The sequence below is a fragment of the Gleimia sp. 6138-11-ORH1 genome (assembly GCF_024814355.1).
In the GTDB taxonomy this organism is placed as follows: Bacteria; Actinomycetota; Actinomycetes; order Actinomycetales; family Actinomycetaceae; genus Gleimia.
The window spans coordinates 1-14166 of sequence record NZ_JANUXV010000002.1 but is presented as its reverse complement, the minus strand read 5'-3'; the positions used below and the strand labels follow the sequence as shown (position 1 = coordinate 14166).

Genomic DNA, 14166 nt, shown 5'->3' with positions numbered 1-14166 from the left:
GTTAGCCTAACTGGGTTGGTGGAGGAAAACCCCAACTAATCAACAAATAGGAGACCCAAACTATGCAAATCCGTAAGCTAGCGACATTCGCAACTGCCGGAATCCTTACTCTCAGCTTGGCTGCCTGCGGCGGTGCCACTCAAGCACCAAAAGCAGAAGATAAGCCCACTGAATCAAAGAGTGAATCCCACACACATACAAAACCAGAAATTAACAAAGACGAAACCCTGGTAGTTTACTCAGGACGTAACGAAAAACTTGTGGGACCACTGCTGGAAGAATTTACCAAAGACACTGGGATTAAGGTAGATGTTCGCTACGCAGGGACTCCTGAACTAGCTGCTCAGCTAGTTGAAGAAGCAGACAAAACCCCAGCTCACGTATTCCTTTCCCAGGACGCAGGAGCACTTGGGCTAGTGGGCGGAAAAGGAATGTTTACTGACTTCCCCCACGAATTAGCAGAAAAAGTTGATGCAAAGTACTCAGCTAAAGACCACAGCTGGGTAGGTCTAACCGGACGCGCCCGCGTAGTAGCCTACGACTCCCAGACTCTAAAAGCAGACGAAGTACCAGCAGACATCTGGGAACTAACCGATCCAAAATGGAAGGGCCAAATTGGGATTGCCCCCGGAAATGCTTCCTTCCAATCTTTCGTCACCGCACTACGCGTTGCTGAAGGCGAAGAAAAAGCCGAAGAATGGCTAAATAAGATCATCGCAAACGAACCTCAGAAGTTCGCTAAGAACGGTGAAATCCTCGAAGCAGTAAACACCGGTGGTGTAAAACTAGGCTTAATCAACCACTACTACTGGGCACGTTCCGAACAGGATCCAAAGACCCTGCGCGCACAGCTTAAGTTCGGTAAGCCAGGCACCGTAGGCGCCCTCATTAACGTAACCGGCGTAGGTATCTTGAAGAATGCTGAAAACAACGGAAACGCATACGCTTTCGCTGAATACCTACTTTCCGAAAAAGCTCAGAAGTACTTTATGGAAAACACTGCTGAATACCCACTGGTAGCTGGTATTGGTGAACCTGCAAACGTACCTCCATTGGCTGAACTTGGTGGCGCTGACATTGACCTAGCTAAGCTAGATTCACTGGAAGAAACCATTAAACTACTCACCAAAGTAGGCTTGCTCTAAACTAAGCAACCATAAGGGACTGCCTGCCAAGCAGAGGCGGGCAGTCCCTTAGCTTAATTAATAAATCTATGCAGACACGTCATCAACAATCCGTAGTCTCCACCACCCATTACCTAATTGCCACAATCGTCGCGGGAATTACAGTCCTTCCCATTAGCTACCTACTGTGGCGCGCTTTTTCAGATGGGTTAGAAGCAGTCTTTAACACCCTGTGGCGCCCTCGAACGCTGGAACTCTTTATCAATACCGGATGGCTCATCTTCACTGTCGCAGCTGCCGCCACCATCTTAGGAGTTGCCACCGCGTGGATAATCACCAACCTGACCATCTCAGGTAAACGACTTTGGGTAACTTTAGCTGCCCTTCCCCTGGCCGTTCCCAGCTTCGTTGCCTCCTATGCTTGGCTATCAAGTTTTCCCACCGCATTCGGATTTTGGCCCCTGGCTTTAGTGCTTACCCTCTGCGGGACTCCCTTTGTCACCGTCCCCACTATTGCCGCTTTCGCAAAAGCAGACTACGCGCCAGCAGAAGTAGCCCTCACCTTAGGACAAAGTCGCCTTCGGATCTTTCGCACTCTAATCTTGCCCCAAATCCTCCCCGCCACCAGCGCCGGAGCTTTAATCGTGGTCCTTTACGTACTTTCAGACTTCGGGGCGCCTTCGATGATGCGCTATGAAACACTTACCGTGGGAGTCTACTCCCAGCTAATCGGCGGCGCCGGACACGCCCGCGCCGCTTCTTTAGCGCTGATACTAACCTTAACTGCTGGGCTGATTGTTTACGCGGAACAAAAACTCCGTGCCTTTAACAACCAAACTGCTACCAGCAGCTATCGTTACCAACAAAAAACTCCCGTTTGGGCAAATGCCCTGGGAATAGTTTTCTTAACGACAGTTTTCCTAACCTCTGTGGTTGCTCCTCTAGCAGCGCTCTTACATACTTTCTTTAACAATCAACGTTATGAAACCGACTGGGGAAGAATCGGTGAAGCGGCTTTATCCACCCTGCTTTTAGGGGTTATTGCCGCGACGATTGCCACTGTGGCTGGACTGTCTTTGGCCTATCTTACAGCCCGCGTAAAAACACGGTACAGTGCCATTTTAGAAACAGCTACCTTTGTTGGAAACTCACTTCCGGGAGTAGTGTTGGCATTAGCGATGGTGACTTTAACTTTGCGTCTCATGCCCAGCATTTACCAGACGACCTTATCTTTACTGATTGCTTACGTAATCTTATTCATCCCTAAATCCGTGGGCTCTGCCCGTGCCAGTTTTGCGCAACTTCCCGTGCAGGTCGAAGAAACAGCCCAAACTTTAGGAGACGCTAAACTGGCCGTCTGGTTTAAGCTCTGCTTACCTAACGCTTGGCCAGGCATAGCCGCAGGATGGCTTTTAGTTATGACTTCAGTAATGAAAGAACTGCCCGCCACATTGATGCTGCGACCCACTGGCACAGTGACTTTAGCGACTGAACTGTGGAACGCTTCTTCCATTAACGCCTACGGGGCGGCAGCGCCGATTGGGGTAGTCCTGGTAGCTTTAGGAATAGTTCCCACTTTGCTTTTAGCAGCCAGCGTGAAAAAAGCGTTACCAACTGAGCTGACCTCCCGCAGTGAACCACCTGTTCGGACGAATGAAAAATACCTTGTTAAAAGGAGCGGAAATGCTAGAAATTAAAGGCATTAAAGCAAATTACGGAAAAGGGCCTGAAGTACTTAAAGGTATCGATTTGCAATTGCAAACCGGTGAAGTCACCGCAGTCTTAGGGGCATCTGGTTCAGGTAAAACTACGCTTTTGAGAGTCCTGGCGGGGTTACATACCGCTAACGCTGGGGAAGCGATCTACAGTGATAGTGAAACTGCTCCAATCGACCTATTGCAGCTTCCGATTCGCTCCCGAGGCATTGGGTTGGTTCCCCAAGAGGGGGCACTGTTTCCGAATCTTACGGTGGCGCAAAATATTGCCTATGGATTACGCGGAGTTTCCAAGCGACAAGCGGCAGCTCACCCGCGGGTAAAAGAGCTGCTGGCGCTTTTAGAAATAGATACTTTAGCGCAGCGTTACCCGCATGAACTTTCCGGGGGACAACGCCAGCGAGTTGCTTTAGCCCGAGCCTTAGCGCCGTCGCCGCGGCTTCTGCTTTTAGATGAACCGTTTTCGGCTTTAGATGCGCAACTTCGCACGCAGGTGCGTGCTGAAGTGTTCCAAATTTTACGCAAACAGCAGATCCCGATTCTGCTTGTTACTCATGATCGCAGTGAAGCTCTGAGCGCCGCTGACCAGGTGGCGATTTTAGAAGACGGGTTAGTGGCGCAGTGCGGGTCACCACGGGAGGTTTATTTCCAACCGGTTTCTGCTTCGATAGCAAGATTTATTGGGGAAGGATCGGTGATCCCTAACCGGCTTTTGTGCGGTGGGTTGCAGTTGCTGACCCAGGTTACTGGCGATCAGTGTTTTATTCGCCCGGAACAGGTGCAGCTGCGTTTGGCAGATACGGCTGTTCCGCAAGAACAACTGGTGGTAGCTCGCAGTATTCACTTTTACGGGCACTCGCAGGTTGTTGATGTGGTGGCGCGCGCCAGCGGGGAAACTATTAGCGTTCGAGTTCCTGCCCAACAAGAGATCATTTTGGGTGGAGAATACGAGTTAGTTTTTTCCGAGGGCGTTGATATTGCGAACTTATAAGGGGCAGGAAACTACCTCACGGGAAAACTACCTCAAAGGGAGACTATTTCTGGGCAAACTACCTCAGAGGAAAAATACCTCAGGGGAAAACTACCTCAAAGGGAAACTGCCCAGAGTGGATTAAAGGCGACGCAGATACAGGCCCTCTACCTGATGGTCACAGCCTTTACGGATAATTAGGGAAGCACGGTCACGAGTGGGGAGGATATTTTCCTCCAGATTAACCAGGTTAATGGTTTTCCAAATTTGCCGGGCTTTGCTGGTTGCTTCCGCATCGGAAAGGGATGCGTACGTGTGGAAGTAGGAGTCTGCTCTGCTGAAAGTAGTTTCTCTCAGCGACTTAAACCGCTCAATGTACCACTCTTGAATGTCAGTGGCGTCTGCATCAACGTAGATAGAGAAGTCGAAGTAGTCAGAAACTGCGACAGTTCCCAACGCGCCCGGCCCAGAACGAGCCGGCTGGAGCACGTTTAAACCCTCGACGATAAGAATATCGGGGTTAGTGATGACAGCTACGTCGCTGGTAACGTCATAGGTGACGTGCGAGTACATGGGGGCGGTAACTACCGGTTCGCCGGCTTTCACAGCAGCTAGAAATCTCAGTAACTGCGCCCGGTTATAGGACTCGGGAAAGCCTTTGCGGGTCATTAAACCGCGTTCTTCTAATACCGCATTTGGATATAGGAACCCATCAGTGGTTACCAGCTGCACGTGTGGGGTATTAGGCCAACGGCGTAGCAATTCCAACAAAAGCCTAGCGATCGTGGATTTTCCTACCGCTACGGAACCGCCGATGCCGATAATAAACGGGGTGCGGATAGCGGCGGATTGTTTTAAAAATGCTTGTCTTTCTAAAGCCAATTTTCGATTAGCTGCGACATGCATTTCTAAAAGAGCCGAAAGTGGGCGATAGATAATATCGGCTTCACGAATGTCCAGGCGGTCACCGAGGGAAGTGAGGGTAGTAATATCTGCACTGGTTAGGGGAAGCGGCGCGTCGGCGGCTAAACGCCGCCATGTTTGGCGGGAAAAATGCTCAAAAATACCCGGTTTAGGGGTGGAGCTTTCAGTGGCAGAATAATAGGTCACGCCTGTAATTGTGCCTGAAAGAGCGTGAAAATGCGACTGGCAAGAATCGGGAAAATTGCGATTAAGTTATAAAATAAGAGAAGTTATTAAAAGTAGTAGGGGAGTTGCAGTGGTCTATTCCTATCCAGCCCGAGCGTTGATTGATATTTCAGCTTTGACGCATAATGCGAAGTTGCTGATGCAAAAAGCTCCGCAGACGCGCCACTTGGGGATTGTGAAGGCTGACGCGTATGGGCACGGACACGCTTCCATTGCAGTGGCTTTAGCACGCGCCGGCTATCAGGCGATTGGGGTAGCCCAAATTGAAGAAGCTTTAACGGTTAGAGATGCTTTAGATTTAGCGGGGTTTTCCGATGTAACCTTATTTTCCTGGGTGATTCCGGCAGATGGAACTTTAGTGGCAACTGAAGCGATTGAAAGAGGAATTGAAGTTGCCGCTTCCACTGCGGTGCAGGTAGCTATGCTTGCCGACTGCGCGAATCCGCAGAATCCGGCTCGCCTGCATCTGAAGATCGACACTGGGATGAGCCGAGCGGGAGCCACCTTGGAAGAGTTCCCCGCCTTAGTTGAAGCGGCGTTGGCTTCTGATTCACTTAAAATAGTGGGGATTTGGTCGCATCTTTCTCACGCAGATGAGTTTTCCGAGGGCGGTGTAGAAGCTACCGCTATGCAAAAAGAGGTTTTTGAAGCTGGTTGTAAACTGCTCAGTGAGGCAGGCGTAACTGATTTTATAAGACATTTAGGGGCGACCTCGGTAACTCTTTGGCATCCTGAACTGCGCTATGACATGGTCAGAGACGGGATTGGACTCTACGGATTAACTCCCAACCCAGCGGTAGCAACTTCAGCTGAACTGGGCTTAATGCCGGTGATGAACTTAGTTGCCAACTTGATGCAGGTAAAAAGAGTAGTAGCCGGCGCAACCGTTTCATACGGGGGGACTTGGAAAGCACCTACTGACAGGTGGCTGGGACTGGTTCCTTTAGGATATGGTGACGGGGTTCCTCGGCACGCTTCAAATGCTGCAGAAGTTTCTGTTTACTCGGGGCAGCGGCAGTTACGCGCCAAAGTGGTGGGACGCGTTTGTATGGACCAGTTCATGATTGATTTAGGGCCAGCAGTTGATGAAAACGGGCAAGCGTTACCTCCACCGGCAGTGGCGGGAGACGCCACGGTGCTTTTCGGTAATCCGCTTAAATTCCCTAACTGCCCGTCCGTAGATGACTGGGCGAAAGCGTGTAACACTATTAACTATGAGATAGTAACCCGCTTAGGGTCGCGGGTTCCCCGCGAATACGTTTAAGCTGGGCAAGTAGAGAAGCTAAAAAGCTAAAGAAATAAGGAAGATAATGTTTGAGCTTAAGGTGGATTCACCCGAACTAACCCAGGCGATCGGATACGCTTTAGGAACTTTAGTTCGCGGCGGCGACCTGCTGATGTTAAGCGGTGACCTGGGGGCAGGAAAAACCACTTTCACACAGGGGCTGGGTAGGGGAATGAATGTCGCAGGACGGGTAGCTTCCCCCACTTTCATTATTTCCCGCGTCCACGCCGGGCAGGTGAATCAAGCCGGAGTAAAAGGCCCGGACTTAGTTCACGTCGATGCCTACCGAATTACTGACTTAGACGATTTAGAAACCCTTGACCTGGACACGCTCTTAACCGAAGCAGTGGTAGTAGTTGAATGGGGAGAAGGAAAAACAGAATCCCTTAGTGAACACCGCTTAGAAATTACCATCCGGGCAGAAGTTCTAGAACCCCAGGTTGATACGGAAGAAACCGTTAATTTAGAAAATATAGACACCGGTAAGCGAGTAATCCGTTTTAAACCAATCGGCAGCCGGTGGGATGAAGCAGTACTGGCAGAAACTTTATCGCAGGCACTACAAGCTGCGCAGGAGGAAAACTAATGACTACCTTGTGTATCGACACCTCATTCGGAGCCTCAGTTGCAGTTGTCTCTACCGGCGGAGAAATCCTCTCGGTAGTAGAAGAAAACTCATCCAGAGTTCACACTGAACGGTTGTCAGTTTTAATCTCTGAAGCGCTACTTAAAGCAGGATTGCCCACCCCGGTGAAAAAGGCCGGTTTAACGCAGATTATTGTTGGCACAGGGCCAGCTCCGTTCACCGGTTTACGCGCAGGATTAGTTACTGCCCGAGTCCTGGGGAAAGTATGTGACGTTCCCGTTCGTGGAGTGTGTTCATTAGATGTGATTGCGCGGCAATATCTAGATAATTTCGCAGCCGACCAAGAACTTGTGGTGGTAACTGACGCTCGCCGTAAAGAAGTTTACTCAGCCCACTACCTGGCTAACGGCCCAGACGACGTTACTTGCCTAAATGGCCCGCAGGTAGCCCAAGCCAGTGAAATCGCCAACCAATATAGGGGTAAACCCGTTAAATTCGTTGGTGCAGGAACCGAAATCTACAGTGACGTATTCGCCTCAGCCGTACCGGTAAAACCACTGCAAATCGCGGTAGCCTACCGGCTGGTGAAAACCCGTTTAGCAGCTGGAGAAACCGACTTTAACACCGAACCACTCTACCTGCGTCGCCCCGACGTACACACCGGTAAGGTATAAATGTCCTCAAAGATTACCTATCGGCAGCTTGGCCCCGCCGACTTATTTCAAGTAATCGAGCTGGAACCCCAGATATTTCCAGCCGACGCTTGGACTGAAAGTATGCTCACAGAGGAACTAACTCTCCCAGATAGACTCTACCTAGGAGCCTTTCAAGCAGACACCCTGATCGGCTACGCCGGAGTACGGCTGGGAATAGACTCAGACGTAATGACCGTAGGCATACTTCCATCCCAACGCGGAAAAGGCCTGGGAACCGCCCTCGTAAAAGAACTAATCAACCAAGTTAAGAAAATCCGCTTCGCCCCCGAAGGAAAAGTATTTTTCCAAGACGAAAAAGCAACTGAAGTGGAATTTATCAGTGCCGGACAGATTACCCGCCCCGTCCGCCGAGTGGAAAAACTAATCCTAGAAGTCCGCATTTCCAACCAGCCGGCAATTGTCTTATACGAAAAACTCGGCTTCGAAAAAGTCGGGCAGATTAAACGCTACTACCGTAACCCAGTCGAGGACGCACTGGTGATGATCTTAGAATTAAAAGAAAAACCAGCACATCTTTAACCTTATTTCTATTTAGAAAAGTCATGCTTGCGAAAATCGCTTAAAAAACTGCGAAATTTTCTGAATCACAAGCGCAAAAAAGCAGAAAGAAGAAACCAAACCTTAAGGACTTTTCCCCTCTATTACAAGGAAAATACAGTTTTTGGAAAAACCCGGATTAAGTCTAGGACCCACGGCGCATAAATAATGACACTGTGTTAGGTAATCTTCAAGTATGTCTACTAAATCTGTTGCACCGAAGCAGCGCCGAGCCTGGAGCACAAACGTTTTCGTAAAACAGCTCATGGCAATCTCCGGCCTGTTCTTCGTTATGTTTGTTATCGTTCACGCTTACGGCAACTTGAAGATGTTCTTCGGCCAAGAAGCATACGACCACTACGCACACTGGCTAAAAGGCGACGCCTTCTACCCACTACTCCCACACGGTGGTCTCATCCTAATTTTCCGTCTCTCCATGATTACCATGGCTGTTATCCACGTTGGCGCAGCCTTCCACACCTGGTACATCTCCAACCGAGCACGTAAAGACCGTTACACGGTGAAGAAGAACGTAGCTGAATCCTACGCAGCCCGCACCATGCGGTTCACTGCAGTAATCCTGCTACTACTGGTAATCTTCCACATTCTTCACTTCACCACCGCACACATCCCAGCAGGCTTCCCCGCCACCGAAGAATCCCCATACCTCCGTATGGTCGGCGCCTTCAACAACCCCGCACTGGTAGTGTTGTACGCCGTATTCGTAGGCGCACTGGCCCTGCACATTGGACACGGTATCTGGTCTGCACTCCAGTCAATCGGCTGGCTCCGTCGCAACACCCAGCACCTAGCCACCGTCGCAGGTGGCATTGTGGCCGGTCTAGTATTCGTAGTATTTATGGCTCCTCCAGTGGCTATCGCCATTGGATACATTAACTGAGGTAGGGCGACATGTCTGAAATGATCCATGGCCTGTACCGCGAAGGCGAGAAAATCGCGGACACAAAGGCTCCTCTTGATGTGCCTCTGTCACAGTGCTGGGAAACACGCAAATTCACCGCAAAACTTGTAAACCCAGCTAACCGCCGGAAACTCAAAGTAATCATCGTCGGCACCGGCCTGGCCGGTGGGGCAGCCGCAGCGTCCCTCGGCGAAATGGGCTACCAAGTTTCCGCATTCTTCTACCAAGACTCCGCCCGCCGCGCACACTCAATCGCAGCACAAGGCGGTATCAACGCAGCAAAGAACTACCGTAACGACAACGACTCAGTACACCGCTTGTTCTACGACACCGTAAAAGGTGGCGACTACCGCGCACGCGAAACAAACGTCTACCGTCTAGCAGAAGTATCCGCTGCAATCATCGACCAATGCGTCGCCCAAGGCGTCCCCTTCGCCCGCGAATACGGTGGCCTGCTGGACAACCGTTCCTTCGGTGGCGTACAGGTATCCCGTACCTTCTACGCTCGCGGACAGACAGGACAGCAGCTTCTAATCGGCGCTTACCAGGCTCTGGAACGCCAAGTTAAAGCAGGAACCGTCACCGAATACGCCCGCCACGAAATGGTAGAACTAATCGTGGTGGAAGGACGCGCTCGCGGGATTATCGCTCGTGACATGGTTACTGGTGAACTGGAAGTACACATCGCTGACGCAGTGGTATTGGCAACCGGTGGTTACGGTAACGTATTCTTCCTCTCCACTAACGCGATGGGCTGTAACGGCACCGCCGTGTGGCGTGCACACCGCAAGGGCGCCTACTTCGGCAACCCCTGCTACACCCAGATTCACCCAACCTGTATTCCACAGCACGGCGACCAGCAATCCAAACTGACCCTAATGTCAGAATCGCTGCGTAACGACGGCCGTATTTGGGTACCAAAACGCAAGGAAGACTGCAAGAAGGATCCACGCGAAATTCCTGAAGAAGATCGCGACTACTACCTCGAACGCATCTACCCAGCATTCGGTAACTTGGTTCCCCGTGACATCGCTTCCCGTCAAGCAAAGAATATGTGTGACGAAGGCCGTGGCGTAGGGCCAGAAATCGACGGGGTTGCCCGCGGCGTTTACCTGGACTTCGCTGACGCAATCAACCGCATGGGTAAGGCAGCTGTATCAGCTAAATACGGTAACCTCTTCGACATGTACGAACGTATTACCGGTGACAACCCATACGAAACCCCAATGCGTATCTACCCGGCAGTTCACTACACTATGGGTGGCCTGTGGGTTGACTACGACCTGCAGTCGAACCTGCCAGGTCTGTACGTAGCCGGGGAAGCTAACTTCTCTGACCACGGAGCAAACCGTCTGGGCGCATCCGCACTTATGCAGGGTCTGTCCGATGGCTACTTCGTACTACCGAACACCATCAACGACTACTTGGCCGACGCATTTGGCTTCAATAAAGTTGATGAAAACACTCCTGAAGTTAAAGCAGCTTTGGATGAAACCCAAGCACGTATTGACAAGATGATGGCCGTAAACGGCACCCGTTCGGTGGATTCAATCCACAAAGAACTGGGTAACATCATGTGGGAATACTGTGGCATGGAACGTACCGAACCTGGCTTGAAGAAAGCAATCGGCATGATCCGTAAGCTACGCGAAGACTTCTGGAAAGATGTTCGTATCCCGGGCAAGTCCATTGGCGAAATGAACCAGTCCCTTGAAAAGGCGGGTCGTTTAGTGGACTTCCTTGAACTGGGCGAGCTGATGTGTATTGACGCACTGCACCGCGAAGAATCCTGCGGTGGCCACTTCCGCGCTGAATCTCAGACAGAAGAAGGCGAAGCAAAGCGTCAAGACGATCGCTTCCTCTACGTCGCCGCGTGGGAGTTCGGCGCTGATGGCGTCCCAACTTTGCACAAGGAAGACCTAGTTTACAATAACATCGAGCTGAAACAGCGGAGCTACAAGTGAACATTACCCTCAAGATTTGGCGTCAAAATGGTCCACAAGATCGTGGCGCAATGCACGAGTACAAGGTTGCCGGTATCTCTGAAGATTCCTCTTTCTTGGAAATGCTCGACATCCTTAACGAAGAACTATTCGCACGCGGTGAAGAACCAGTAGCGTTCGACTCTGACTGTCGTGAAGGTATCTGTGGTATGTGTGGCGTAGTCGTAAACGGCGTAGCCCACGGCCCAGAAGTCACCACCACCTGTCAGTTGCATATGCGCACCTTCAACGACGGTGACACCATCACCATCGAACCATGGCGCGCCACCGCATTCCCAGTCATTAAAGACCTGGTAGTTGACCGCGGAGCCTTGGACCGTATCATCCAGGCAGGCGGCTACATCTCGGTAAACACCGGTTCAGCCCCTGACGCACACGCAACTCCAGTTCCTAAAGATAAAGCTGAACGCGCATTCGAAGCAGCAGCATGTATCGGTTGTGGCGCTTGCGTCGCCGCCTGCCCAAATGCTTCCGCTATGCTATTTACCTCTGCAAAGGTCACTCACCTGAACCTGCTACCACAAGGTCAGCCTGAAAACCTTACCCGTGTAACCAACATGTTGGCACAGCACGACGCAGAAGGCTTTGGTACCTGTACCAACATTGGTGAATGTGCAGCCGTATGTCCTAAGGAAATTCCTCTGGACGTAATCTCCACCTTGAACCGCCAGTTAGGCAAAGCAGTTCTCAAGGGCATCTGATCTTAAACTGCTGAGGTTCTGCATACCCTAAGTTGCTCGAATGTAACGGGGAAGAGAATCTAAGCAAAAAGATCTGCTAAAGGTAAATACCTTAAACCTGCGGGTTGGGTTCCGCCAGTTACGGCGAAACCCAACCCGCATTTTTGCTGTAATAAGAGTGTTTTACGCGGATATTACCTGAACCGCATCTTTGCGGTGTTGCAATATGAATGTTCCCAGGTCTGTGTTTCTAGGCGGATTGAATATTCGCCTTAGTCTTGTATTTCGGAACTTTTAGGTATCCGGTTGCGGTGACTGTGGGGCTTTTCTAAAACGGTGCAAAATAATGCCTTTGCTACTTGAGTTATAGGGAAGTAAGTTGTATCTTGTTAGTATCTACTTATATCCCATTTCGTAGTGTTTGAGAGGTCTATCATGCGTAAAATTGCTATGGCTAAAATCAGCGCAAGTTTCTTAGTTATTTCTTTGCTAGTTTCTGCTTGTTCCGGTGGTAATTCTGATGGTTTCTTTAGCAAATTAACCGATGAAGAAGAAACCCAAAAAGCGCAGGTTGAAGAAGAGGCTCGCAAGGAAGAAGAACGCAAAGCTGAAGAAATGCGTAAGGCTGAAGAAGAAGCCGCTCGACAGGCTGAAGAAGAAGCTGCGCAGAAAGCCAAAGCTGAAGAAGAAGCTCGTCAGCGCGCTGAAGCTGAACGGAAAGCTCAAGAAGAAGCTGCCCGTCAAGAAGCCTTGCGGCAGCAAGAAGCCCAGCGTCAAGCACAGATTCAGCAACAACAGCAAGCTGTGCAGCAACAACAGCAACAGGCTCCAGCGCAGAGCTATTTTAAGAACTGCACTGAAGCCCGAAATGCTGGTGCTGCGCCACTGTACCGTGGTCAGCCAGGCTACCGTCCGGCTTTAGATAGAGATGGCGACGGGGTAGCCTGCGAGTAAGAAACTCGCAAACACTCCGCTTACTTATTCTGTTTTCCTACTCTTTTTTAGTTTCGAATCCAGTAACTTTCCACATACCATCAACGTATTTTAAGATAAGTTCCTGTTTAAAAGTGGCTGCGGGAAAAACTTCTAAAGTAAGCTCAGAGCCATTAAAATATTCAAATTCAGAACGGTGGGCGGTAAAAGCTATCACGACTTCATCCATTTGGTTATCGTCAGTGTATTTTGCAGGCTGATAATCAATTTTGTTGAGGGTGTAGTCAGAGAACCAGCTACCGTCCGCCGTTTGATTTTCGGTGATAAAAGCAAACTGCCTGCAGAATTCTGAGTTGCTATCACAAACTTCGTTGAATAGCTTCACGTCAGCGGAAGCGATGGTGTAGATTGTCAGAGATTCTTCAAAGTATTTGGCTACTTCTGTGGCTCCCTCGAGAGATTTAACGTAACCCTCTGCAGGGTATTTTAGATTCGAGTATTTTGCTGATAGGGGCGGCCGGGGGATCTTAGTATCTGACTTGTAAACGTTTGGGATATCGGTCGGGGTTAGATTCGCTCGAGTGGTTGTGGTGGTGCTCCCGTCCTCGTCTTTAGTCACTGTAGTTCCAGTTTGTGAGTTAGAGGAGTTTTGCGCTTCAGCTTGCTGTTTTTTGGCATCGGATAATGAGGCTGGTAGTTGTGTGTCTGCGCTATTAGGAGTGTTGCTACAAGCAGCCAGGGGGAGAGCAAATGACAATATTGCCAGTAGAGGGAGACCTTTGTTTTTCACGATTTTCCTTAGGTTAAGTATGTGCTGTCGTTTCTAGGTTAGCGGTTTTACAGTTCCCGGCAAGTATTTCACTGGCATATTCCACAGTTTCCTAAGCTGATTCCCGAGGGCGTAGGTGAATGTTGATTTGAATTCTAGTGTCTTGAAATGGGCGAACGCTGTTAATGACTTTGTTTTAGTTGATATGCTTCCGTAAATTTTCCAGCTTCTATATAGGCAGCCATTAGATTAGAAATAGCCGTCTGAGTGAAAGGGTGGTTTTTTCCAAGTAAGCGTTTACTTGCTTCTAGGTTTTCTTCAAAGAGGGGGATGGCTTCGTCTATGCGCTCAGCCTCTTGGTATGCGCTGGCGAGGTTATTGCGGCTTGCGAGGGTGTCGGGGTGGTTTTCACCAAGCACGTGAAGGCTTGCTTTGAGGTTTTCTACATGGAGGGAGATCGCTTCCTTTAAACGTCCAGACTTTTTGTATGCGCTGGCGAGGTTATTGCGACTAGTGAGGGTGTCGGGGTGGTCTTCACCAAGGATTCGTTTTCTTGCTTCAAGGTTTTCTTCAAAGAGGGGGACGGCTTTGTCTAAACTCCCGGTATCTCGGTATGCGCTGGCGAGGTTATTGCGACTAGTGAGCGTATGGGGGTGGTTTTCACCAAGCACGTGAAGGCTTGCTTTGAGGTTTTCTACATGGAGGGAGATCGCTTCCTTTAAACGTCCAGACTTTTTGTATGCGCTGGCGAGGTTATTGCGACTAGTGAGGGTGTCG

At 50.1% G+C, this 14166-nt stretch carries 13 protein-coding genes and 1 pseudogene; 11 read left to right on the top strand and 3 right to left on the bottom strand.

The features are described from left to right. The first annotated feature begins 62 nt into the window (after window positions 1-62). From NXS08_RS03645 to NXS08_RS07410, 3 genes and pseudogenes are all read left to right on the top strand, one after another. Window positions 63-1145 (top strand): iron ABC transporter substrate-binding protein, encoded by a 1083-nt coding sequence (locus NXS08_RS03645; RefSeq protein ID WP_259137423.1) that lies wholly within the window; start codon window positions 63-65, stop codon window positions 1143-1145. Window positions 1146-1213: 68 nt separating this feature from the next. Continuing rightward, a complete protein-coding gene (locus NXS08_RS03640) occupies window positions 1214-2821 on the top strand; it encodes an iron ABC transporter permease (protein ID WP_259137421.1) in 1608 nt (535 codons plus the stop codon). Continuing rightward, window positions 2778-3315, top strand: a pseudogene (locus NXS08_RS07410) (ABC transporter ATP-binding protein); the annotation flags it as partial. The gene NXS08_RS03640 and the pseudogene NXS08_RS07410, both read left to right, overlap by 44 nt. A 635-nt stretch (window positions 3316-3950) precedes the next feature. On the opposite strand, the gene coaA reads toward NXS08_RS07410, so the two are convergent. Continuing rightward, window positions 3951-4919, bottom strand: coding sequence for a type I pantothenate kinase (gene coaA / locus NXS08_RS03630; RefSeq protein WP_259137417.1), 969 nt, complete (start codon window positions 4917-4919; stop codon window positions 3951-3953). Between the two features lie 109 nt (window positions 4920-5028). Between coaA and alr the strand changes: the two genes are divergently transcribed. The 8 genes from alr to NXS08_RS03590 all read left to right on the top strand — a co-directional run bounded on the left by alr (window position 5029) and on the right by NXS08_RS03590 (window position 12641). Further along, entirely contained in the window at window positions 5029-6222 is a 1194-nt protein-coding gene (alr, locus tag NXS08_RS03625) for an alanine racemase (RefSeq protein ID WP_259137415.1), read from the top strand. Window positions 6223-6268: 46 nt separating this feature from the next. After that, window positions 6269-6829 carry a tRNA (adenosine(37)-N6)-threonylcarbamoyltransferase complex ATPase subunit type 1 TsaE gene (gene tsaE, locus NXS08_RS03620; RefSeq protein WP_259137412.1) on the top strand — a complete coding sequence of 187 codons (561 nt, stop codon included), beginning with the start codon at window positions 6269-6271 and terminating at the stop codon, window positions 6827-6829. Beyond that, window positions 6829-7503 carry a tRNA (adenosine(37)-N6)-threonylcarbamoyltransferase complex dimerization subunit type 1 TsaB gene (gene tsaB, locus NXS08_RS03615; protein ID WP_259137409.1) on the top strand — a complete coding sequence of 225 codons (675 nt, stop codon included), beginning with the start codon at window positions 6829-6831 and terminating at the stop codon, window positions 7501-7503. The genes tsaE and tsaB overlap by 1 nt, the downstream gene beginning before the upstream one ends. Then, a complete protein-coding gene (locus NXS08_RS03610) occupies window positions 7504-8064 on the top strand; it encodes a GNAT family N-acetyltransferase (protein ID WP_259137406.1) in 561 nt (186 codons plus the stop codon). A 214-nt stretch (window positions 8065-8278) separates the two neighbouring features. Continuing rightward, entirely contained in the window at window positions 8279-8983 is a 705-nt protein-coding gene (locus NXS08_RS03605; protein ID WP_259137402.1) for a succinate dehydrogenase cytochrome b subunit, read from the top strand. 11 nt (window positions 8984-8994) lie between these two features. Beyond that, window positions 8995-10968, top strand: a complete 1974-nt coding sequence (locus NXS08_RS03600) for a fumarate reductase/succinate dehydrogenase flavoprotein subunit (RefSeq protein ID WP_259137400.1) — start codon at window positions 8995-8997, stop codon at window positions 10966-10968. Then, window positions 10965-11708 (top strand): succinate dehydrogenase/fumarate reductase iron-sulfur subunit, encoded by a 744-nt coding sequence (locus tag NXS08_RS03595; RefSeq protein WP_259137398.1) that lies wholly within the window; start codon window positions 10965-10967, stop codon window positions 11706-11708. The genes NXS08_RS03600 and NXS08_RS03595 overlap by 4 nt, the downstream gene beginning before the upstream one ends. Window positions 11709-12122: 414 nt before the next feature. After that, window positions 12123-12641, top strand: coding sequence for an excalibur calcium-binding domain-containing protein (locus NXS08_RS03590; RefSeq protein ID WP_259137395.1), 519 nt, complete (start codon window positions 12123-12125; stop codon window positions 12639-12641). Window positions 12642-12678: 37 nt separating this feature from the next. On the opposite strand, the gene NXS08_RS03585 is transcribed toward NXS08_RS03590, so the two are convergent. Together NXS08_RS03585 and NXS08_RS03580 are read right to left on the bottom strand one after the other, a co-directional pair. After that, complete coding sequence (locus tag NXS08_RS03585; RefSeq protein WP_259137393.1) at window positions 12679-13410, bottom strand: DUF6318 family protein; 732 nt, start codon at window positions 13408-13410, stop codon at window positions 12679-12681. A gap of 161 nt (window positions 13411-13571) precedes the next feature. Then, on the bottom strand, window positions 13572-14166 hold a 595-nt coding region (locus NXS08_RS03580), incomplete at its 5' end, for a tetratricopeptide repeat-containing protein (RefSeq protein ID WP_259137391.1).

What these genes read in the sequence shown, in the direction of transcription:
- tsaB (WP_259137409.1), top strand. Translation starts at nt 6,829, where the DNA reads ATGACTACCTTGTGTATCGACACCTCATTCGGAGCCTCAGTTGCAGTT.
- NXS08_RS03645 (WP_259137423.1), top strand. Translation starts at nt 63, where the DNA reads ATGCAAATCCGTAAGCTAGCGACATTCGCAACTGCCGGAATCCTTACT.
- NXS08_RS03600 (WP_259137400.1), top strand. Translation starts at nt 8,995, where the DNA reads ATGTCTGAAATGATCCATGGCCTGTACCGCGAAGGCGAGAAAATCGCG.
- NXS08_RS03640 (WP_259137421.1), top strand. Translation starts at nt 1,214, where the DNA reads ATGCAGACACGTCATCAACAATCCGTAGTCTCCACCACCCATTACCTA.
- tsaE (WP_259137412.1), top strand. Translation starts at nt 6,269, where the DNA reads ATGTTTGAGCTTAAGGTGGATTCACCCGAACTAACCCAGGCGATCGGA.
- NXS08_RS03605 (WP_259137402.1), top strand. Translation starts at nt 8,279, where the DNA reads ATGTCTACTAAATCTGTTGCACCGAAGCAGCGCCGAGCCTGGAGCACA.
- NXS08_RS03610 (WP_259137406.1), top strand. Translation starts at nt 7,504, where the DNA reads ATGTCCTCAAAGATTACCTATCGGCAGCTTGGCCCCGCCGACTTATTT.
- NXS08_RS03590 (WP_259137395.1), top strand. Translation starts at nt 12,123, where the DNA reads ATGCGTAAAATTGCTATGGCTAAAATCAGCGCAAGTTTCTTAGTTATT.